General features: G+C 64.9%; 21 protein-coding genes. 11 read left to right on the top strand and 10 right to left on the bottom strand.

Features of this window, described 5'->3' with window-relative positions:
* Positions 1 to 53 precede the first annotated feature (53 nt).
* The gene (locus AC5ZGW_RS14765) at positions 54 to 722 is read left to right on the top strand and encodes a P-loop NTPase family protein (protein WP_130228194.1); all 669 of its coding nucleotides are present in this window, start codon (positions 54 to 56) and stop codon (positions 720 to 722) included.
* Between the two features lie 135 nt (positions 723 to 857).
* Here the strand turns inward: AC5ZGW_RS14765 and AC5ZGW_RS14770 are convergent, their stop codons facing one another.
* Both AC5ZGW_RS14770 and AC5ZGW_RS14775 read right to left on the bottom strand, forming a co-directional pair.
* On the bottom strand, positions 858 to 1,397 hold the full coding sequence (locus AC5ZGW_RS14770; RefSeq protein WP_028167448.1) for an adenine phosphoribosyltransferase: 540 nt from the start codon (positions 1,395 to 1,397) through the stop codon (positions 858 to 860).
* 117 nt (positions 1,398 to 1,514) lie between these two features.
* Positions 1,515 to 3,680 carry an anthranilate synthase component I gene (locus AC5ZGW_RS14775; protein ID WP_130228193.1) on the bottom strand — a complete coding sequence of 722 codons (2,166 nt, stop codon included), beginning with the start codon at positions 3,678 to 3,680 and terminating at the stop codon, positions 1,515 to 1,517.
* A gap of 325 nt (positions 3,681 to 4,005) precedes the next feature.
* On the opposite strand from AC5ZGW_RS14775, the gene AC5ZGW_RS14780 reads away from it, so the two are divergent.
* Positions 4,006 to 5,040: a VOC family protein gene (locus AC5ZGW_RS14780; protein ID WP_130228192.1), complete on the top strand. Its 1,035-nt coding sequence runs from the start codon at positions 4,006 to 4,008 to the stop codon at positions 5,038 to 5,040.
* On the opposite strand, the gene AC5ZGW_RS14785 is transcribed toward AC5ZGW_RS14780, so the two are convergent.
* The 4 genes from AC5ZGW_RS14785 to petA all read right to left on the bottom strand — a co-directional run bounded on the left by AC5ZGW_RS14785 (position 5,031) and on the right by petA (position 9,484).
* Positions 5,031 to 5,930: an NAD-dependent epimerase/dehydratase family protein gene (locus AC5ZGW_RS14785; protein WP_130228191.1), complete on the bottom strand. Its 900-nt coding sequence runs from the start codon at positions 5,928 to 5,930 to the stop codon at positions 5,031 to 5,033. The two genes, AC5ZGW_RS14780 and AC5ZGW_RS14785, sit on opposite strands and share 10 nt — an antisense overlap.
* A gap of 89 nt (positions 5,931 to 6,019) precedes the next feature.
* Positions 6,020 to 6,694 (bottom strand): dienelactone hydrolase family protein, encoded by a 675-nt coding sequence (locus tag AC5ZGW_RS14790; RefSeq protein WP_130228199.1) that lies wholly within the window; start codon positions 6,692 to 6,694, stop codon positions 6,020 to 6,022.
* A gap of 125 nt (positions 6,695 to 6,819) precedes the next feature.
* Positions 6,820 to 8,892, bottom strand: a complete 2,073-nt coding sequence (locus tag AC5ZGW_RS14795) for a cytochrome c1 (protein WP_130228190.1) — start codon at positions 8,890 to 8,892, stop codon at positions 6,820 to 6,822.
* 61 nt (positions 8,893 to 8,953) lie between these two features.
* Positions 8,954 to 9,484, bottom strand: coding sequence for a ubiquinol-cytochrome c reductase iron-sulfur subunit (gene petA, locus AC5ZGW_RS14800; protein WP_028167454.1), 531 nt, complete (start codon positions 9,482 to 9,484; stop codon positions 8,954 to 8,956).
* A 276-nt stretch (positions 9,485 to 9,760) separates the two neighbouring features.
* Between petA and AC5ZGW_RS14805 the strand changes: the two genes are divergently transcribed.
* From AC5ZGW_RS14805 to AC5ZGW_RS14830, 6 genes are all read left to right on the top strand, one after another.
* Positions 9,761 to 10,231: a tRNA (cytidine(34)-2'-O)-methyltransferase gene (locus tag AC5ZGW_RS14805; protein WP_130228189.1), complete on the top strand. Its 471-nt coding sequence runs from the start codon at positions 9,761 to 9,763 to the stop codon at positions 10,229 to 10,231.
* Complete coding sequence (gene queE / locus AC5ZGW_RS14810) at positions 10,228 to 10,860, top strand: 7-carboxy-7-deazaguanine synthase (protein ID WP_130228188.1); 633 nt, start codon at positions 10,228 to 10,230, stop codon at positions 10,858 to 10,860. The genes AC5ZGW_RS14805 and queE overlap by 4 nt, the downstream gene beginning before the upstream one ends.
* A 16-nt stretch (positions 10,861 to 10,876) precedes the next feature.
* Positions 10,877 to 11,242, top strand: a complete 366-nt coding sequence (locus tag AC5ZGW_RS14815; RefSeq protein ID WP_130228187.1) for a 6-pyruvoyl trahydropterin synthase family protein — start codon at positions 10,877 to 10,879, stop codon at positions 11,240 to 11,242.
* A 2-nt stretch (positions 11,243 to 11,244) separates the two neighbouring features.
* Positions 11,245 to 12,132, top strand: a complete 888-nt coding sequence (hemF, locus tag AC5ZGW_RS14820; protein WP_028167458.1) for an oxygen-dependent coproporphyrinogen oxidase — start codon at positions 11,245 to 11,247, stop codon at positions 12,130 to 12,132.
* On the top strand, positions 12,116 to 12,877 hold the full coding sequence (locus AC5ZGW_RS14825) for an HAD family hydrolase (RefSeq protein WP_130228186.1): 762 nt from the start codon (positions 12,116 to 12,118) through the stop codon (positions 12,875 to 12,877). Before hemF ends, AC5ZGW_RS14825 begins: the two co-directional genes overlap by 17 nt.
* Positions 12,878 to 13,006: 129 nt before the next feature.
* Complete coding sequence (locus tag AC5ZGW_RS14830) at positions 13,007 to 13,273, top strand: YodC family protein (RefSeq protein ID WP_130228185.1); 267 nt, start codon at positions 13,007 to 13,009, stop codon at positions 13,271 to 13,273.
* Positions 13,274 to 13,463: 190 nt separating this feature from the next.
* Here AC5ZGW_RS14830 and AC5ZGW_RS14835 read toward each other — a convergent pair whose 3' ends face one another.
* From AC5ZGW_RS14835 to AC5ZGW_RS14850, 4 genes are read right to left on the bottom strand one after another with little or no spacing between them, the layout of a single operon-like run.
* Positions 13,464 to 14,720, bottom strand: a complete 1,257-nt coding sequence (locus AC5ZGW_RS14835) for a CCA tRNA nucleotidyltransferase (protein ID WP_130228184.1) — start codon at positions 14,718 to 14,720, stop codon at positions 13,464 to 13,466.
* Positions 14,717 to 14,980, bottom strand: coding sequence for a DUF6111 family protein (locus AC5ZGW_RS14840; RefSeq protein WP_028167463.1), 264 nt, complete (start codon positions 14,978 to 14,980; stop codon positions 14,717 to 14,719). The genes AC5ZGW_RS14835 and AC5ZGW_RS14840 overlap by 4 nt, the downstream gene beginning before the upstream one ends.
* Entirely contained in the window at positions 14,977 to 15,636 is a 660-nt protein-coding gene (locus AC5ZGW_RS14845; RefSeq protein WP_474419224.1) for a CoA pyrophosphatase, read from the bottom strand. Before AC5ZGW_RS14845 ends, AC5ZGW_RS14840 begins: the two co-directional genes overlap by 4 nt.
* 8 nt (positions 15,637 to 15,644) lie before the next feature.
* A complete protein-coding gene (locus tag AC5ZGW_RS14850; protein ID WP_130228182.1) occupies positions 15,645 to 16,259 on the bottom strand; it encodes a DUF1285 domain-containing protein in 615 nt (204 codons plus the stop codon).
* Between the two features lie 234 nt (positions 16,260 to 16,493).
* Here AC5ZGW_RS14850 and AC5ZGW_RS14855 point away from each other — a divergent pair, with 234 nt between their 5' ends.
* Genes AC5ZGW_RS14855 through AC5ZGW_RS14865 form a run of 3 tightly spaced genes read left to right on the top strand, consistent with a single transcriptional unit; the run spans position 16,494 to position 21,231 of the window.
* Positions 16,494 to 17,489: an AAA family ATPase gene (locus tag AC5ZGW_RS14855; RefSeq protein ID WP_028167466.1), complete on the top strand. Its 996-nt coding sequence runs from the start codon at positions 16,494 to 16,496 to the stop codon at positions 17,487 to 17,489.
* Complete coding sequence (locus tag AC5ZGW_RS14860; RefSeq protein WP_028167467.1) at positions 17,489 to 18,430, top strand: DUF58 domain-containing protein; 942 nt, start codon at positions 17,489 to 17,491, stop codon at positions 18,428 to 18,430. Before AC5ZGW_RS14855 ends, AC5ZGW_RS14860 begins: the two co-directional genes overlap by 1 nt.
* Positions 18,427 to 21,231, top strand: coding sequence for a DUF4159 domain-containing protein (locus AC5ZGW_RS14865; protein WP_496113929.1), 2,805 nt, complete (start codon positions 18,427 to 18,429; stop codon positions 21,229 to 21,231). Before AC5ZGW_RS14860 ends, AC5ZGW_RS14865 begins: the two co-directional genes overlap by 4 nt.
* The last annotated feature ends 142 nt before the right edge of the window (positions 21,232 to 21,373 follow it).

The following is a 21,373-nucleotide window of genomic DNA, read 5'->3' on the forward strand; positions in this document are numbered from 1 at the left end:
TCCGGGGGATGCGGGGCTGGATTAGGCAGGAAAATCGCCTGATATAGCAGGCGATGTCAGCTACGCCCGTCTACATCATTTGCTCGCCCCGCCCCCAGGTCGGCAAGACCCTGGTCGCGCGGCTCTTGAGCGAATTTCTGCTGCTGAAGAACGGCGATGTGATGTCCTTCGACATCAACCTGAAGGAGCCGTCGCTGCTCGATTACCTGCCCAGGACCACCGAGACGGCAGATGTCATCGACACCTACGGCAAGATGCAGCTGATGGACCGGCTGATCGTCAATGACGGGCTGGCGAAGGTGATCGACCTCGGCTACCACGCCTTCGACGAATTCTTCAAGATGATCGACGAAATCGGCTTCATGAAGGAAGCGCTGCGCCGCCACGTCGCGCCGGTCATCCTGTTCGTCGCCGATACCGACCGTGCCTCCGCACGCAGCTACGAGATGCTGCGCCAGCAGATCCCGCCGCGGGCGCTGATGACCATTGACAACGAATTCGTGGTGCGCGGCGAACTGCCCGCGGCCATGGGCCAAGGCCGGGTGCTCCGCTTCAGCGCGCTGCCGGTGTTCCTGAAGACCTATATCGACCGGCTGAACTTCTCCTTCACCGGCTATCTCCGGCACGAGAAGGACTCGTCCACCGAGTTGCATCAGTGGATCCGGCGCAATTACACGATCTTCCGCGATCTCGAACTAAGCGTGATGCTGCAGCGGTCGTAGCTTCGTAGCCGTAGGGCTACAGTGCCGTAGGGTGGGCGAAGGCGCACTGGCGCCGTGCCCACCATCCAGCACCGCGCTCGCGATGGTGGGCACGCTTCGCTTTGCCCACCCTACGGCCTCTACGCGAGGGCAGCGTCAATGCCCTTCGAAAGCCATCAGCGTCCGCACCGGGACATCCATCGCGCGCAGCTTGGCGGCGCCGCCGAGTTCGGGCAGGTCGACGATGAAGCAGGCGGCGACGACGTTGGCACCGATCTGGCGCAGGAGCTTGACCGCGCCCTCCGCGGTGCCGCCGGTGGCGATGAGATCATCGACCAGGATCACGCGCTCGCCGGGATGCACGGCGTCGGCATGCATCTCCATTTCGTCGAGGCCGTACTCCAGCGAATAGGCGATCCGCACTGTGGTGTGCGGCAGCTTGCCCTTCTTGCGGATCGGCACGAAACCGGCCGAGACCTGGTGCGCCACCGCGCCGCCGAGGATGAAGCCGCGGGCTTCGATGCCGGCGACCTTGTCGATCTTCGAGCCGGCCCATGGATGCACCAATTCATCCACCGCCCGTCGGAACGCGCGGGCGTCCGCAAGCAGCGTGGTGATATCGCGGAACAGGATGCCGGGCTTCGGATAGTCCGGAATGGTACGAACGGCGGCCTTCAGGTCGAGGTCAAATGTCATTGCTGTCTCGCTTTCGTGTCTCCACCGTCATTGCGAGGAGCGATAGCGACGAAGCAATCCATGTCTCCGCAGGTGGAGATATGGATTGCTTCGCTTCGCTCGCAATGACCGGTCCCCTCAATTCGCCTCCGCATCCAGCCGGAACGCGTTTTCCACGATGCGCAGGCCCACCTCGCCGCCGAGCGACATCAGCGATTCCGGATGGAACTGCACGCCGCCGACCGGCAAGGTCTTGTGCTCGATCGCCATCGCGATGCCGTCCTCCGTGGTCGCCGTCACCGACAATACATCAGGCACGCTCTGGCGCTCGACATAAAGCGAATGGTAGCGGCCAATCACGATCTCGTTCGGCAAATTTTGCATTAACCGGCCGCCCCGCACCTGGATGCGCGAGGGGCGGCCATGGGCGGGCTGGCCGAGCTGGCCAAGCTGGCCGCCGAAATATTCGCCGATCGCCTGCACGCCCAGGCACACGCCGAAGATCGGCAGCTTCTTCTCGATCGCGGTGCCGATGGTCTTTCCGATCCCGAAATCCTCCGGCCGCCCCGGACCGGGCGAGAGCACCAGCAGGTCCCAGCTCTTCTGCTTCAGCATCTCCTGGGCATGGATGTGCCGGACCACGGTGACGGCGGCGCCGACCTGGCGGAAATAATCCGCCAGCATATGCACGAAGCTGTCGTCGTGGTCGATCAGAAGCACCTTCTTGCCGGAGCCGGTGGCATCGGGGGCAATGCTGGAGAGCCGCTTCGGCGGATCGCCACGCAACGCCTGGAACAGGGCTGCGGCCTTCACCTGGCATTCGCGGTCTTCGGCCGCCGGGTCCGAATCGAACAGACAGGTGGCGCCGACGCGAACCTCCGCCAGCCCATCCTTCATGCGGATGGTGCGGATGGTGAGCCCGGTATTGATGCTGCCGTCGAAATTCACGCAGCCGATCGCGCCGGCATACCAGCGCCGCGGCGAGCGCTCGTGGTCTTCCACGAACTGCATCGCCCACAATTTCGGCGCGCCGGTCACGGTCACCGCCCAGGCATGGGTGAGGAAGGCATCGAGCGCGTCGAAGCCCGGACGCAGCATGCCCTCGACGTGATCGACCGTATGGAACAGTTTTGAGTAGGTCTCGATCTGGCGGCGCGCCAGCACCTTGATGGTGCCGGGCACGCATATGCGCGCCTTGTCGTTGCGGTCGACATCGGTACACATGTTGAGCTCGAACTCGTCCTTCTCCGAGTTCAGGAGCTGGCGGATCTGCTCGGCATCGCCGATCGCGTCGCTGCCGCGGGCGATGGTGCCCGAGATCGGACAGGTCTCCACGCGCCGGCCGTCGGAGCGAACGAACATTTCCGGCGAAGCCGACACCAGGAATTCGCCCTCGCCCAGATTCATCAGCGCGCCATAGGGCGACGGGTTGATGCGGCACAGCCGCTGAAACACTTCCGCCGGGGAACGCTCGCAGGGCTCGGCGAAGAGCTGGCCGGGCACCGCCTCGAACAGATCGCCGCGGGCGAACGCCGCGCGCGCGACCTCCACCGTCGCCTGATACTCGCCGGGCGCGTGATCCGCAAAACCTTGCCGATCCGTCTTGACGTAACGGCTCTCGGCGGTCTCGCGCGGCAGGCCCTCGGTCGACTTGCCGTTCCAGGCAAAATCGTAAGTCAGCACCACGCCACGGCCGGTGGCGCGGTCATAGGCGAGCAGCCGATCGGGCACGTACAGCACGATGTCGCGCTGGTCGGCCTCGCGCGGCCGTTTCTGCACGAGGTCCTCGATCTGGAACACGAGGTCGTAGGCGAAGGCGCCGAACAGACCGAGCAGCGGATCCGCATTGGACGAGAAGGCCGCCACGAGGTCGCGCACCAGCGACATCACGCTGGCGCGCCGGGTGCGCTGGTCTTCTTCGATTGGGGCTTCGCCGCGGATGATATGGCCGGCGAGGCGCGCCGCGCTCTTTTCGGTGATGACGATGCAGGGCTCGCGCAGGACGTCGCCGAGGAAGGCGATCAGCACCTCGCCACGCTTGTTCAGCGCTGCTAGCGAGAAGTTCGTGCCTGACGTCTCCAACGCTAGCGGCGGATCGGAGAAGCCGAGATCGAAACTCTCGTAGCGCCCCGGCACGGTTGTGCCCGAGGACAGCACGACGCCGCGGCGGCGGTCGAGCAGATCAATGAGGTCATCGAGGCGGCCGGCATTGCCGGTGAACTGTTCGACCACACGGGTGACCGCAAGCCCGCCACTGGTGCGGTACTCGCTTTTCGCCGGCAGGGAGAAGACTGTCCTGTTCATGTGTTCCTCTTACGAGACTTAACGAGGGAGCGCCACACAGGACAACCGAAGGGACCGTCGCACTGCGATGGCGACCTTCGACGATATTTTAAATGAAATCGCACCGGCCACCTATGAGGAGGTGGGCCACCAAAGACAGGATGGGTGGGCAACGGTGCTCATAACCCGCTAAACACCACCCGGCGGGAGCGATGTCAAGGGATGGGCACTGCCGGCGGCCTGCTCAAAAACCCATCTTTGGGGTTTGAAGGCCTGCGAATTCGCGTAAGTTTGATGCCCAAGAAGGGCAGGCCAACCGCCCCGATGGACAACAAGGGAGGCGCATATGGGGCTATTGGGTCTCGGATATGCCGGGTTCGGCGCGGCCGAGCTCGACGACTGGCGGGAATTCGGCACCACGCTCGTCGGCCTGCAGGCGGTCGAGCGCGGCAACTCCCTGCTCGCCTTCCGGATGGACGATCGCAAACAACGCATCGTGATCGATCGCACCGCTCCGGAAGGATCGCGCTTCTTCGGCTGGGAGGTGGCGGATGCGGCGGCACTGGATGAGCTCGCCGCCCGGCTCGAGCAAGCCGGCGTCGCGGTGACCGCCGAGCCGCAAGCGCTCGCCGATGCCAGGCATGTGCGCGGCCTGATCTCCTTCCACGATCCCGAAGGCAACCGGCTGGAAGCGTTTTATGGCGCCGAGGTCGATGCCGCGCCGTTCAAGCCGGGCCGCGCGATATCGGGCTTCCGCACCGGACCGCTCGGGCTCGGGCACGCCGTGCTGACGGTCGAGCGCATCGATCCGATGCTGGCGTTCTATGTCGACGTGCTCGGCTTCGGGCTTTCCGACTACATCCTGAAGCCGTTTCGCGCCTATTTCTTCCACGTCAACCCGCGCCATCATAGTCTGGCGCTGATCGAGACCGGGAAGAGTGGCATGCATCATCTGATGGTCGAGATGTTCTCGCTCGACGATGTTGGGCAAGCTTACGACGTGGCGCTGAGCCAGCCCGATCGCATCGGCACCTCGCTCGGCCGCCACACCAACGACTTCATGACCTCGTTCTACGCGAGGACGCCGTCATCCTTCATGATCGAATGCGGCTGGGGCGGCCGCGAGATCGATCCGGCGACGTGGCAGCCTTACGAGATGCAGGACGGTCCGAGCCTGTGGGGTCATGAGCGCGTCTGGCTGCCGGCTAGGGACCGCGAGCTCGCCCGCGAGATGCGGATGCACGCCGCCGCCCAAGGCCGCCGCGCGCCGGTGCAGGTGATGCAGGGCAATTTCAAGCTCATGTCAGGCACCTGTCCGTGGTGGGACGGGATCGCAAAGGAACGGTCTGACAATCGTCTCTCGGATTCCGGTTACCGATAACACCCCTGTTCGATCTCTTCGAGCAGATTGCGGGCCTTCGGCTCCCAGTCGAGCTGCCGCCGCGCACGCACGCCTCGCACCCGGCTGTTCGAGCCCATCGTGTCCTCGGCGACGCCCTCCCCCCATTCGGAGGCAGCCTCTTCCATCGACATCGCCGACGGCGGCCGATCAAACCCCAGCATGGTATTGATGGCCTCGCAGATTTCGCGCATCGAGTTCTCGCCGTTCTCGGCGAAATAGAAAGCCCCGGCCGGGGCCTTCTCGATGGCGAGCGCGTAGAGCGTCACCAGGTCGTCGATGTGGACGTTTGACCAGACGTTCTCGCCGGGCCCGGCATGGGCCGCACAACCACGCTTTCTGGCAAGGGAGATGAGCAGGGGGACCTGCATGCTGTGCGGTTCGGCGCCATGACCGAGACCGTAGATCAGGCTCGGACAGATGATGACCGGATGGCTACCCTTCTCGCGGTGAGAGAGAATGTATTCGTTGAGCGCAACCCGTGCTGCGCGGGCTGGCGACGGGGTGATCGGCGTATCTTCGTCGAAGATCTCGTCGGATCGGTGGCCCTTGGCACGCGTGCCGACAATGCTCGATCCGGAGGTATGTATAAACAGCTTGCCCGTTCCAGCCAGAGCGCCGGTCAGGGCAACGACGGCACCCTTGTGATCGGCACTGGCCGCATTGATAACGATGTCAGCGGCTTGCGCCGCTTGCACCAGACATTCCTTGTGATCCAGCGTTCCGAACAGCGGCTGGATGCCGTGGATGCGAACCGCATCGGCTTTTTCCAGGGAGCGAACCAGTCCGGTCACATGATGTCCGGCGGCGACAAGATGGGCCGCAACCGATCCGCCGATATAGCCCGATGCGCCCGTGCAAAAGACTTTCATCCCGGCCTCTCCAGCGAGGAGTTCGCGGTCGGTGAGGGCCTCGCCGCCTCATCGCTCCGCCCTCTTTTCCGACAAGCGGACGGGCAAGATCAGCCCAGATGCTTCTTGAAGAACTCCGTTGCCCTTCCCCAAGCGAGTTCGGCGGCCTGGCGGTCATGCACCGACATGCGCTGCTCGTTGACGAAGGCGTGCTCGGCGTCATAACGGAACAGCTCGAGCGACTTGCCGGCGGCCTTCATGGCCTTCTCGAAGGCGTCCACCACCTGCGGCGTGCACCAATCGTCCTTGTTGGCGAAATGCGCCTGCAGCGGGATCTTCACGTCGGCCGGCTTTGCCGCCTGCTCCGGCGGGATGCCGTAGAACACGACACCGGCAGTCAGTTCCGGAATCTTGGTGGCGCCGATGATGGTCACCGCGCCGCCGAGGCAGAAGCCGGTGAGGCCGACCTTGGCGCCGTTCCGCGCCAGGTATTGCGCGGCGCCGCGCACGGTCTGCGTGGTGGCGTCCATGAAGTCGAGCGAGTTCATCTCGCGACCCGCGGCATCGGTGTCGTGATACGGCACCACCGTACCCTTATAGAGATCAGGCGCCAGCGCGTCGAAGCCGGCCCGCGCAAAGCGGTCGCACATGCCCTTGATCTGGTCCTGCAGGCCCCACCATTCCTGGATCACGACCACGCCCGGTGCATCGCCGCGCGCCGCGTTGGCGAGGTAACCGTTGGCGTCCTTGCCGTCCGGACGTTTGAAGGTGATGGTGGTGCCCATGAATTCCTCCGGAATGTTTAGGGGGAGATTGGCGGCCATTGTGGCGACTCACCGCGCGTGACGCAATCGCGGCAGCAAAAAAGCCCCCGCGGGGGCTTTTTCAAATCACGTTGCCGAAAGCGCGATCAGTGGGCGTTGGCCCAGACCTTCTTCTTGGTGAAGTACATCAGGATCGAGAACAGGATCAGGAACACGAACACCTGAAGCCCGAGCCGCTTGCGCGCTTCCATATGTGGCTCCGCGGTCCACATCAGGAAGGTCGTGACGTCGTGGGCATATTGCGCGACCGTGGTCGGCGAACCGTCGGTGTAGGCGACCTGACCGTCGCTCAGCGGCTTCGGCATCTTGATGGCGTGGCCCGGGAAGTACTTGTTGTAGTAGGAGCCCTCGGGGATGGTCACGCCGGCCGGCGGATTCTCCTCAAAACCCTGCAGGATCGCATCAACGTAATCCGGGCCCTGCTCCTGATACTGGGTGAAGAAGTCGATCAGGAACAGGGGGAAGCCGCGCTTGTAGGAACGCGCCTTGGTGATCAGCGACAGATCGGGCGGAGCCGCGCCGCCGTTGGCCGCACGCGCCGCCTGCTCGTTCGGGAACGGCGACGGGAAGTAGTCGGCCGGCCGGCCCGGACGCTCGAACATCTCGCCCTGGTCGTTCGGGCCGTCCTTGATCTTGTAGTCGGAGGCGAACGCGGCGGCCTGGGCCGTCGAATAGCCGGGGCCGCCGGGATCGGCGAGGTTGCGGAACGCGACGAAGGACAGGCTGTGGCAGGTCGCGCAGACCTCCTTGTACACCTGCAACCCGCGCTGCACCGCGCCGCGGTCAAACTTGCCAAAAGGGCCTGAGAACGACCATTTCTGCGCCGGCGGTGCGACCTCGCCCCCCTCGGCCTTGGCGCTTTGCGCGCCGCCGACCAAGAGCCCGCCCGCAATCATGATTGCGATCACGGTCGAGACCATCGGCGCGGCCTTGCTGCCCGTCTTCGCCAACACGTCGTCGGCGATCGAGTTCGGTACCGGCCTCGGCGTCTCGATCCGCGAGAGCAGCGGCAGCACGATCAGGAAGTAGGCGAAGTAGCAGACCGTCAGGATGCGGCCGGCGATCACATAGGTGCCTTCCGGCGGCTGCGCGCCGAGATAGCCGAGCAGGACGCAGACGACGACGAACATCCAGAAGAACTGCTTGGCCAGCGGACGGTACTTCGACGACCTGGTCTTGGCGCTGTCGAGCCAGGGCAGGAAGCAGAGGATGATGATCGCAGAGAACATCGCGATCACGCCCGCAAGCTTGTTCGGGATCGAACGCAGGATGGCGTAGAACGGCAGGTAATACCATTCCGGCACGATATGCGCCGGCGTCACGCCGGGATTGGCCGGAACGTAGTTCTCGGCATCGCCGAGATAGTTCGGCATGTAGAAGATGAACCAGGAATAGAAGATCAGGAAGCAGGAGACGCCGAACAGGTCCTTGATCGTCGCGTAGGGCGTGAAGGCGACCGTGTCCTTCTCGGTCTTGGCCTCAACGCCGGCCGGGTTGTTCTGACCCGCCACATGCAGCGCCCAGACGTGCAGCACGACGACGCCGGCGATCACGAAGGGCAACAGATAGTGCAGCGAGAAGAAGCGGTTCAGCGTCGGGTTGCCGACGGCGTAGCCACCCCACAACAGCGTCACGATGCTCTCGCCGAAATAGGGCACGGCGGAGAACAGGTTGGTGATGACGGTGGCGCCCCAGAAGCTCATCTGGCCCCACGGCAGCACGTAACCCATGAAGCCGGTCGCCATCATCAAGAGATAGATAATGACGCCGAGGATCCACAGCACCTCGCGCGGCTCCTTGTACGACCCGTAGTAAAGGCCGCGGAACATGTGGATGTAGACGGCGAAGAAGAACATCGACGCGCCGCAGGCGTGCATGTTGCGGAGCAGCCAGCCGTAGTTGACGTCACGCACGATCAGCTCGACCGAGCGGAAGGCAAGATCGGCATGCGGCGTATAGTGCATCGCCAGGATCACGCCGGTCAGGATCTGCACCGCCAGCATCATCGAGAGAATGGCGCCGAAGGTCCACCAATAGTTGAGGTTGCGCGGCGTAGGATAGGCCACGAAGGAGGAGTGCATGAGGCCGAAGATCGGCAGTCGCCGCTCGATCCACCTCAAGGCGGGATTGGTCGGCTGAAAATCGGATGGTCCGCTCATTGATGCGATCCTGAGAAGTAAAGACGACGCGATCGGTCGAAGCCTCGGGCTGGGCCGAGACTTAGCCGATCTGGATTTTGGTGTCGGAAACGAACTGATACGGCGGCACCGCCAGATTGGCGGGCGCAGGCCCCTGGCGGATACGACCGGAGGTGTCGTATTGCGAGCCATGGCAGGGGCAGAAAAATCCGTCGTAATTGCCCTCATGGGCGATCGGGATACAGCCGAGATGGGTGCAGATGCCGATCACGACCAGCCATTGGTCATGGCCGGACTTGACGCGGGCCTCATCGGTCTGCGGGTCGGGCAGGCTCGAGAGCGGAACGCTGCGCGCCTCGTCGATCTGCTTCTTGGTGCGGTGGCTGATATAGATCGGCTTGCCGCGCCAGAACACCTTGATGTCCTGCCCCTCGGCGATCGGCGTCAGATCGACCTCGATCGGCGCACCGGCGGCGATGGTCGCCGCGTCCGGATTCATCTGGTCGATGAGCGGCCAAACCGTCGCCGCTACACCCACCGCCGCAGCAGCACCCGTTGCAACATAAAGGAAATCACGGCGTGTCGGATGGTCCGCCGAAGACGCTGTCGTCACGATTCCAAGCCCTTTCCTTGTCTGCAGCCGGTGGAACCGCCCCGGTGGCGCCCATTGCAACCGGGAGGTCTGCCGGCGCCCGCGGCCCCCCGCGGCGGCAGAAAACCACTATCCCTCCTCCCTACTGGCGGAATAGCAGTCCAGAATCGTTCTATTGGCACCCTTGCCGGACGAGCGCAAGCCCGCTATCGGCTCGCAGGCGTGCAATGCACTAAATGAGCGACGAACGTTGTTTTCTTGAGACATTTCGTCGGTACCTAACCCAGCGCCACGGCCATGCAGATCGCGCTCTTCCAGCCCGATATCCCACAGAACACCGGCACCATCCTGCGGCTGTGCGCCTGCCTGGATGTGGCGGCCCATATCATCGAGCCGGCAGGCTTCCCGATCTCAGATCGGCATTTCCGCCGGGCGGGAATGGACTATCTCGACCACGTCCGTTTGATGCGCCATGATTCCTGGACGAAATTCGAGGAATGGCGCCGCGAGGCCGGCTATCGGCTGATCCTGTTCACGACCAAGGTCGCCGGTTCCTACCTCGATTTTCGCTATGCCGCTTCCGATATACTGCTCTTCGGGCGCGAATCCGCTGGGGTCACCGACGCGGTGGTGGCGGCGGCCGATGCGCGGCTGGTGATCCCGATCAAGCCGCCCATGCGCTCGCTCAATGTCGCGATGTCAGCGGCGATGGCGATCGGCGAGGCCTTGCGGCAGACCCGCAGCCTGCCGTTGAAGGAGATTCCGTGAGCTACGCGGTCAAGGAGATTTTTCTGACCCTGCAGGGCGAAGGCGCGCATGCCGGCCGTGCGTCGGTGTTCTGCCGCTTTGCCGGCTGCAACCTCTGGAGCGGCCGCGAGCAGGACCGCGCCAGCGCAACCTGCCAATTCTGCGACACCGATTTTGTCGGCACCGACGGCACGCTCGGCGGCCGCTATGCGAGTGCCGCAGCACTTGCCGACATCATCGCCGCGCAATGGACGGGCGATAATGTCGGCCGCTATGTCGTGCTGACCGGTGGCGAGCCGCTGCTGCAGGTCGACGCCGAGCTGATCGACGCGCTGCATGCGCACGGCTTTGCCATCGGCGTCGAGACCAATGGCACAATCACACCGCCGGACGGGCTGGACTGGGTCTGCGTCAGCCCGAAGGCGGGCGCGGAACTCGCGGTGCGGAAGGGGAATGAGTTGAAGCTGGTCTATCCGCAGCAGGATGCCGCGCCGGAGCGCTTTGTCGATCTCGATTTCGAACGCTTCTCGCTACAGCCGATGGATGGGCCTGATGCGCTTCAAAACACCGCGCGCGCGGTCGAGTATTGCTTGCAACACCCGCAATGGCGGCTGAGCGTGCAGACGCACAAGACGCTGGGCATCAGATAGGAGTTGGACTTTCAGGATGTGGGAATTGACGAAATCGTTCCGCTTCGAGGCGGCGCACGCGCTCACCGGAACGACCCTTGGCGCGAGCAGCCAGGAGATTCATGGCCATTCGTTTCGTGCGGAAGTGACCGTGCGCGGGACACCGGACCCAGCGACCGGCATGGTGCTTGACCTCGGCCTCCTCGAACGCCGCATCGCCGAGGTGCAGACGACGCTCGACCACAAGTTCCTCAACAAGATAGAGGCGCTTGGACTGCCTACCCTTGAAAACCTGTCGCGATTCATCTTCGAACGGGTGCAGCATGCGGGCAAGGTCACCCGCGTCAGCGTGCATCGCGACAGTTGCAACGAGAGCTGCACCTATTTCGGACCGGAAGCTTGAGCATGGACAAATCCGCCATCGAACAGCGCAAGGCGCGCGCGAAAACCTGGTTTGAAATACTGCGCGACGATATCTGCGCGGCCTTTGAGCGGCTGGAGGATGACGCGCCTGCTTGGCTCTATCCAGGCGAAGCCGGGCGCTTCGTGCGCACGCCGTGGGAACGCACCGACCACACCGGCAAGCCCGGCGGCGGCGGTGTGATGGCGATGATGCGTGGGCGCTTGTTCGAGAAGGTCGGCGTGCACTGTTCGACCGTGCATGGCGAGTTCGCTCCCGAATTCCGCGCCCAGATCCCGGGCGCGGCGGATGATCCGCGCTTCTGGGCCTCGGGCATCTCGCTGATCGCGCATCTGCACAATCCGAACGTGCCGGCGGTGCATATGAACACCCGCTTCGTCGTCACCACCAAGGCGTGGTTCGGCGGCGGCGCCGACCTCACGCCGGTGCTGGACCGGCGGCGCACGCAGGACGATCCGGATGCGCTCGCCTTCCATGCCGCGATGCAGTCGGCCTGCGATGCGCATGCGCGGATCGCGCCGTATGAAAAATACAAGAAATGGTGCGACGACTATTTCTACCTGCCGCACCGCAAGGAGGCGCGCGGCATCGGCGGCATCTTCTACGATTGGCACGATAGCGGCGACTGGGACGCCGACCTCGCCTTCACCCAGGATGTCGGTCGCGCGTTCCTGAAGATCTATCCCGAACTGGTCAGGAGCAATTTTGCGACGGCATGGACCGCCGACGATCGCGAGGAGCAACTGGTCCGGCGCGGCCGCTATGTCGAGTTCAATCTGCTCTACGACCGCGGCACGATTTTCGGCCTGAAGACCGGCGGCAATGTCGACTCGATCCTGTCGTCGATGCCGCCGCATGCGAAATGGCCGTGAGATCGCCATCGTGACCAAACTCCCCCGCGCCATGCTGATCGACATGGACGACACCATCCTGTCGGCCTATGCCCGGCCCGAGATCGCCTGGAACACGATCGCGGCCGAATTCGCCGATGAGTTGGCGCCACTGGATCCGCCGATCGTTGCCGCCGCGATCCTCGCTTTCGCCCGGAAATTCTGGTCCACGGCGGAGCCGATCTGGCGCCTGAAACTTGAGGAAGCGCGCCGCGAAACGGTCAGGGGCGGCTTCGCCACGCTTCGCGCAAGCGGCCACCCGCCCCTTTCAGACGACCTCGCCGTCCGGATCGCCGACCGCTTCACGACGTTTCGCGAGGAAAGCATCTTTGTCTTTCCCGGCGCGCACGACGCCATAGACGGGCTGCGGTCGCTCGGCATCAAGCTCGCGCTTGTCACCAACGGCGCCGCGCTGATGCAACGCGCCAAGATCGAGCGCTTCGCACTGACGCACCGCTTCGATCACATCGAGATCGAAGGCGAGCACGGCTTCGGCAAGCCGGAAGAGCGCGCTTATCTGCACGCCATGGATGCGCTCGGCGTCAGCGCAGCGGACACCTGGATGATCGGCGACAATCTGGAATGGGAGGTCGTCGCACCGCAACGGCTCGGCATTTACGCGATCTGGATCGACGTGCACGGGGATGGTCTTCCCACGGGATCGACCGTCAGGCCGAATCGCATCATCCGCTCCCTGACGGAACTGCTTCCCGGCGCAGACCGGTAACGGCGCCCGCGCTTCGCCGCGCAGATCAATCCCCGTCAAAATCCTGTGGGGACGTTCCTTCGTGATCGGACTGTCATGACAGCTCTGTAACGTGCCGGCGCGTCGATCAACGCGAAGGATGGGTGGACCATGGAACTGAAACCAGGCGATGTGGTGATGCTGAAATCGGGCGGGCACCCGATTACGGTGGCGGAAGTGAACGAGGACTCTGTCGAGTGTGTTTGGATGGGTATCGACGGCGATCTGTTTCGGGAAACGCTTCCCGTTGCCGTCCTCGAAGCTGCCAATCCCGATGACGAGGAAGAGGACGACGACGAGGAAGACGAAGAAGACGACGACGAGGAAGAAGACGACGATGAGGACGAAGACGATCACCGCAAGGGCAAGGTCGCTTAAGCTACTGCCGTCGGAGCTTGGCGCTCAGTCGCAGTAAGGAGCTTCGTAGCCCGGGTGGAGTGTAGCGCAACCCGGGACAGCTCCATCGATGCTGAAGACCGTCCCCGGGTTACGCTGCGCTCCACCCGGGCTACGGCATTACTTCAGCACCAATGAGATCATCACGATACCGCCCGTGATCGCGGCGGCATCACAATCGGTGGTCGTGGGTGAAACGGGCGACCGTCTCGTCGGCGATCGCCGCGAGCGCCGCGTGGTCGAGCGGAAATTCCGCGGCCAGCCACGCCTGCTCGGCCTCAGCCAGCACATGGCCGAGCGCCGGTCCCTCGGCAATCCCGCGCGCGATGAAATCGGCCGCCTTCAGCGGAAATTTCGGCGCCTGCCAGCGCTGCGGCAGGCGCGCCAGTTCGCGCCAACGAGCAATGTCGTGGCCATCGCTCATCCGCGCCCAGGCCAGCATCATCCGGTCGAGATAGGCCGCCTCACCGAGACGGTAGAGCCAGCGGCGTGCCGCCGCCTCGTCGATGCCGGCGAGCTGCCACCAACGATCCGCCATCGCTTCCAGCGCCTTCGCCTCGGCATTGGTGAGCCGCAGCTTGGAGGCAACGCGCCTTGCATCCTCGGTGATGGCAAGCGCCAGCGCACCGAGCCGGCGCACCGCGCTCGCCTCGAGCCCGAGCTCGCGCTCGGCCGCGATCATGACTGCGAACGGCCCGGTATAGCCGACGCTGCCCAGGATCATCTGCAGCAGGCCGCCATCGGCCATCGCGGTGACCGCGGTCACCGCGCCGTCGGCGACCACGAGCTTGAGCACTTCCATGCGCACGCGCTCCGCCGAAAGCTGCGCCAGGCCGGCACGGCCGGCGATGCAGGCAAGATAGCCGGCGCGATCGGGATCGCCGGCGCCGTAGGCCGCATGCATGCGAAAGAAGCGCAGGATGCGCAAGTAGTCCTCGGCGATGCGCTGAGCGGGATCGCCGATGAAGCGCACGCGGCGAGCGGCGATATCGTCGAGCCCGCCGACATGGTCGTGCACCACGCCGGCTGCATCGACCGAAAGGCCGTTGATGGTGAAGTCGCGCCGCTCGGCATCGCGCGCCCAGTCGCGGCCGAATGCGACCTTGGCCTTGCGGCCATAGGTTTCGGTATCCTCGCGCAGGGTCGTGACCTCGAACGGATGCTTGTCGACGACCAGCGTCACCGTGCCATGCTCGATGCCGGTCGGCACGCTCTTGATTCCTGCGGCCTTGGCGCGGCGCATCACCTCCTCAGGGACTGCCGTGGTCGCGAGATCGATGTCGCCGATCGGCCTGTGCAGCAGCGCGTTGCGCACCGCGCCGCCGACCACACGCGCTTCCTCACCGTCTGCGTTAAGCAACGCGAGCACGCGTGCCGTGGGTCCCGATCTCAGCCAAGGCGCCTGCTCCAGCGCGCGTGCATGCGTCATTTCTCAACTCCGGGCACGAGCTTGCCATTCTCGATATGAGCGGGGACATAGGTCGAATTCGGCGGCGCGCCGGAGAAATGGGCGAGCAGCACGAAACTGACCACGACCAGCAGCAGCGCACCCAGCACCAGCTTCGCAATCAAAGGCAAAGGCCAGGAAGATTTCGCCAAGACGCCGGAGCGCGTTGCAATGAGGAACACGGCATAGACTGCGAAAGGGATGAGGAAGATTCCGATCTCGGTCAATACCGGACGGATCATGGCAGGTAGATCCGTTCGTACAATACGCGCAGGATCCCGGCGGTCGCGCCCCAGATGTAACGTTCGGCAAAGGGCATCGCATAATAGGAGCGCTCGATGCCGCGGAATTCCTTGCTGTGGCGCTGATGGTTCGCCGGGTTCATCAGGAACGAAAGCGGGACCTCGAACGCGTCGACGACTTCACCCTCGTTGATCTTGAGCCTGAAGCCGGGCTTCACCCGCGCCACCGTCGGCAGGATACGAAAACCAAATGCCGTGCCGTAGAGATCGAGATAGCCGAGCGGCTCGATGAAGTCGCGCGTGAGCCCGACTTCCTCATTGGCCTCGCGCAGCGCGGCATCGAGCGGAGAGGCATCCGTCGCGTCGATCTTGCCGCCGGGGAATGAGATCTGGCCGGCATGGCTGCTCAAATGCTCCGAGCGCTGCGTCAGCAGCACCGTCGGCTCATCGCGATCGACCACCGGGATCAGCACCGCGGCGGGCCGCACCGGCTGTTCGTGCGCGACGATCTCGAGCATGCGGTCATTGCCGGAGTCGCCGGTCCTCGGAATGATGTTCGGATCGATCAGGCCGGGCGGGACGTCGAAATTCAGCCGCGCATGGCTGCGCGCGAAAAACTCCGCCGAGCTGATCGTCGCCGGCTCCGTCTTCAGCATCGGCTCGTTCAAAGCGCGTCCCTCACCTCTTTCGCATCCGCCATCGCGAAGAATGCGCCGCCGGACTCGATTCCGAACATCGGATGACCATCGACCATCCGCTCTTCCCCCATGTCAACCAGATCGTAGTAGAGCGGACGGGTGACCTTGGCCCAGAGATCGGCGCGGACATGCAGATAGGGCATGAGCCCGCCGTCATTGCCCGGCTCGAAACGAAGGCCGTGCGCGGCGTCGCAATCGACCCAGTCGTCGACATTGGTGCGGAACCTGAGCAGCCGCCCGCGCGCGTCCCCATCCTTTTGCATCTCGACCGCAAGGAAGGGCGCATCGTCGACGCGGATGCCGACCTTCTCCACCGGCGTCACCAGGAAATGCTTGCCGTCTTCGCGTTTCAGGATGGTGGAGAACAGCCGCACCAGCGCCGGCCGGCCAATCGGTGTTCCCATATAGTACCATGTGCCGTCGCCGCCGATTCGTATATCGATATCGCCGCAGAACGGCGGATTCCATAAATCCACGGGTGGAAGGCCCTTGCCGCCGGCCGGATTTGTTTTCGCGGCATTAGTGGCCGCGGCGGTCAATCCTTCGAGGCCCTGACGGCTTGTTTGCCCTTCGTTCGCCATGGTTTGCCTTAAGGTTGAGAGCTTCAATCTGGCACGATTGGTGCAGGTTTCTTACGTACATCTTTCAGATGTGCGTAGGTATGCCGTTCTCGCCACATCGTGATGGCGTTCATACCCTGAAAAGCCGCTAAGGTGGGGATAGTTTAATTCAACGAATACATGGCCTTCGCTTATGCTTAGCTTGGGGCCCATGGCGTGACGATGTGAAGGTTGCGCCGTCGATAGGAGCACGGAATGGCTGGTGCAGACAGTGTCGAAAAACTGGAAGACGTGATCGTCCGCTCGGCCGAGCAGGTTGCCGGCCAGATCCGTACGGCGAAAGAGGCGATTTCCACGGTTATTTTCGGCCAGGACCGGGTGATCGAGAATACCTTGGTGACGATCCTTTCCGGCGGGCATGCGCTGCTGATCGGGGTTCCCGGCCTTGCCAAGACCAAGCTCGTGGAGACGCTCGGCATCACGCTCGGCCTCGACACGAAGCGCATCCAGTTCACCCCGGACCTGATGCCGTCGGATATCCTCGGCGCGGAGGTGCTGGACGAGAGCAACACGGGCAAGCGCTCGTTCCGCTTTATCGCAGGTCCGGTATTCGCGCAGCTTCTGATGGCGGATGAGATCAACCGCGCCAGCCCGCGCACCCAATCGGCGCTGCTGCAAGCCATGCAGGAGCAGCACATCACGGTTGCAGGCGCCCGCCATGACCTTCCCAAGCCATTCCATGTGCTGGCGACGCAGAACCCGCTGGAACAGGAAGGCACCTATCCGCTGCCCGAAGCGCAACTCGACCGTTTCCTGATGGAGATCGATGTCGACTACCCCGACCGTGAGGCCGAACGTCGCATCCTGTTCGAAACCACCGGCGCGGAAGAAACGCTGGCGAAGGCTGCGATGAACGCGGAACTGCTGCTCAGCGCGCAACGACTGGTGCGAAGGCTGCCGGTCGGCGATTCCGTCGTCGACGCCATCCTGTCGCTGGTGCGCGCCGCGCGGCCCAACCCGGAAGGCGAGAAGCTGATCGCCTGGGGACCGGGCCCGCGCGCCAGCCAGGCCTTGATGCTCGCCGTCCGCGCCCGCGCCCTGCTCGACGGGCGGCTCGCGCCCTCGATCGACGACGTGCTCGATCTCGCCGAACCCGTGCTCAAGCACCGCATGGCGCTGACGTTCACTGCGCGCGCCGAAGGCCGCACCATTCCTGACGTGATCAAGCAATTGAAGACGCGGATCGCTTGATGGCCGCGGAGAACAAGCGCCTGGACGAGGAGATCCTCGCAGTCCGACGTGCCGATGGCGAAAGCCGATCGCTCGCCGCGTCGCTGCCGCGCCTGGTGCTCGAGGCCCGCCGCATTGCCAACAACGTCATCCATGGCTTGCACGGCCGCCGCCGCGCAGGCGCCGGCGAGAGCTTCTGGCAATATCGCCGCTTCGTCTCCGGCGAGCCGTCGCAGAATGTCGACTGGCGGCGCTCGGCGCGCGACGATCATCTTTACGTCCGCGAGCAGGAGTGGGAGGCGGCGCACACTGTCTGGATCTGGCCCGACCGCTCGCCGTCGATGGCGTTCGCGTCCAAGCAGGCGCGCGATTCCAAGCTCGAGCGCGGCCTGATCGTCGCCTTTGCGCTGGCCGAGTTATTGGTCGCCGGCGGCGAACGCGTCGGCATTCCCGGCCTGATGAACCCGACCGCGAGCCGCACGGTCATCGACAAGATGGCGCAGGCGATGCTGCATGACGATGCGACCCGGGCCAGCCTGCCGCCGTCCTTTGTGCCGTCGGCGCTTTCCGAGATCGTGGTGCTGTCGGACTTCTGGTCACCCATTTCGGAAATCCGAACCACGCTCGCCGGGCTGTCGGCCTCGGGCGCGCACGGCACGGTGATCCAGGTCGTCGATCCCGCCGAGGAAACCTTCCCCTATTCCGGCCGCGTTGAATTCGTCGAACCCGAAGCGGGCACTGCGATTACCGCGGGCCGCGCCGAGAGCTGGGCCAGCGACTATGTCGCGCGCGTCGCGCTGCATCGTGACGAGATCCGCGCCGAGACCAACCGGCTCGACTGGTTGTTCTCGACCCATACCACCAGCCGTTCCGCGGCGGAGCTGCTATTGTTCCTGCATAACGGCATGACGGTGAGCAAGGCCAGCGTACGGTCCACCGTCAAAGTGGGTCTCGGCGCATGATCGCAGGCCTGCCGCTGTCCTTTGCCGAACCGATGCTGCTGCTCGGCCTTCTGAGCCTGCCGGCCCTTTGGTGGCTGCTCCGCGTGATGCCGCCACGGCCGCGGCGTATCGAATTTCCGCCGACCAGATTGCTGTTCGACATCCAGCCCAGGGAAGAAACGCCCTCGCGCACGCCATGGTGGCTGACGCTGCTGCGCCTCCTCGCCGCCGCGCTCGTCATCTTCGCCGCGGCCGGGCCGATCTGGAATCCGCAGACCGGGCTTGCATCCTCCAAGGCGCCGCTCGTGATCCTGCTCGACGACGGCTGGAGCTCGGCCTCGAGCTGGGACGCCCGGATCAGGGCCGCCGACGAACTGATCGCCAGTGCGGACAATGACCGCCGCGGCATAGCGCTGGTGCCGCTGTCGGAGCCCGCGCGCGACATCACGCTGATGCCGGCCGGCACCGCGCGCGTCGCGCTACGGCAGCTCGCGCCGAAGCCCTATTCGATCGACCGCGTCGACACGCTGCCGGTGATCGATCGGTTCCTGAAAGCCACCGGCGATGCCGAGATCGCCTGGCTGTCCGACGGCGTCGACACCGGGCGCGGCACAGAATTCACCGAAGGGCTCGGCAAGCTGGTCGAAAACCGCACGCTGACGATCTACGAGGGCGGTGCGCCGTCCGCGCAGGCGCTCGTTGCCGCCGAGAACGCCGCGGCCAAGATGACCGTGAAGGTCCTGCGCACCGAGACCGGCATCACTTCCGGGACGGTTCGCGCGCTGGATGCCAAGGGCTCGCCGATCGGCGAGGCGCGCTACGCCTTCGCGCCGCAGGATCGCGAGACCGAGGCATCGTTCGATCTCCCGGTCGAACTGCGCAACGACATCGCCCGGCTGGAGATATCAGGCGAGCGCTCCGCCGGCGCGGTGCAGCTCCTCGACAAGAGGTGGCGGCGCCGTGCGGTCGGCGTCGTCTCCGGCGCGACCAACGACACCGCGCAGCCGCTGCTCGCCTCGACCTTCTACCTTTCCCGCGCATTGTCGCCATTCGCCGATGTGCGTCTTGGCGACCGCGGCGCGCCTCAGCAGGCGATCGCCCAATTCCTCGACCAGCGGCTGCCGATGATCGTGATGGCCGATGTCGGCACGCTGTCGCCGGATATCCGCGAGCGGCTGAATGCCTGGATCGACCAGGGCGGCGTGCTGGTGCGTTTCGCCGGCCCACGGCTGGCGCAAGCCGATGACGATCTAGTGCCGGTGAAGCTGCGCCGCGGTGGCCGCGTCCTCGGCGGCAGCCTGACCTGGGAGAAGCCACAGCATCTAGCGTCGTTCACGGCCGAGGGCCCGTTCGCCGGTCTTCCAGTGCCGAAGGACGTTACCGTGAGCCGGCAGGTGCTGGCCGAGCCGGATGCCGTGCTCGCCACCAAGAGCTGGGCGTCGCTGGAAGACGGCACGCCGCTCGTCACCGGCGAGCATCGCGGCAAGGGCGTGGTCAGCCTGTTCCACGTCGGCGCGGACTCGCGCTGGTCGGACCTGCCGATGTCCGGCACTTTCGTCGAGATGCTGCGGCGGCTGGTCGACATGTCCGGCTACACCTCGACGCCTGGTGCTGGAGTGGCCGGCGAAGCCAAGGCCGAGACCGTGGCGCCGCTCCGCACGCTGGATGGCTTTGGCGCGTTCGGTCCGCCGCCGTCGACCGCCAAACCAATGCTGGCCGACTATCGCGACCGCGCGACACCGGATCACCCGCCCGGCCTCTACGGCCCGGCTGACGCCCCGATCGCCGTCAACACGCTGGCGACCGCCGACCGCATCGCCCCGCTCGACACGTCTGCCCTGCGTGCACGGCGGGCGAGCTACACCAATGCCGAGCCACGCGACCTCCGCGGCATCCTGCTGTCATCGGCGCTCGGCCTGTTCCTGCTCGATGCCATCGTGGTGGCCATGCTCGGCGCCGGCCTTGCCGCGCTGTGGCGGCGGCGCGCGGCACCTGCGGCGCTGGCGCTCGCCTTCCTGCTGGCATCGATGGCGCCGTCCGCCACGCGCGCCGAGAACAGCGACGACTTCGCCATGAAGGCGGTTTCGCAGACGCGGCTCGCTTATGTCGTCACCGGCAATGCCGACGTCGACTCCATCGTGAAAGCCGGCATGTCCGGGCTGACACTGTTCCTGGCGCAACGCACCGCGCTGGAAGCCGGCGATCCCGTCGGCGTCGACCCCGCGCGCGACGAACTCGCCTTCTTCCCGCTGATCTACTGGCCGATCGTGCCCGGCGCGCCAAAGCCTCCGCAGGACGCGATCAACAAGATCGACGCCTATATGAAGCAGGGCGGCACCGTGCTGTTCGACACCCGCGACGCCGTCGAGGTGCCGCCCGGCGACAATGGCGGCTCGCAGACGCCGGGCATGCAGGCGCTGCGCGAGATCCTGTCCTCGCTCGACGTGCCCGAGCTCGAGCCGGTGCCGCGTGAGCACGTGCTGACCAAGACGTTCTACCTGTTGCGCGACTTCCCCGGCCGCTTCACTTCGGGCCAGACCTGGGTCGAGACATTGCCGCGCGAAGACGATGACGAGGCCGCACAGCGTCCCGCCCGCGGCGGCGACGGCGTCTCGCCGATCATCATCACCTCCAACGATCTCGCCGGCGCCTGGGCGATCCGGCCCGACGGCCAGGCGATGTTGCCGCTCACCCCCGGCGAGCCGCGCCAGCGCGAATTCGCCTTCCGCGCCGGCGTCAACATCGTGATGTATACGCTGACCGGCAACTACAAGGCCGACCAGGTGCACGCGCCGGCCCTGATCGAGCGGCTGGGACAATGATGCGCATGATACGCTGGGACATTCACCACGCACACGCCGTCATGGCCGGGCTTGTCCCGGCCATCCACGCCTCGCCACTCGGCACGAAGAACGTGGATGCCCGGGACAAGCCCGGGCATGACGATGCGGATAGGTTCGCATT

This window comes from Bradyrhizobium sp. Crot121 (genome assembly GCF_059512385.1).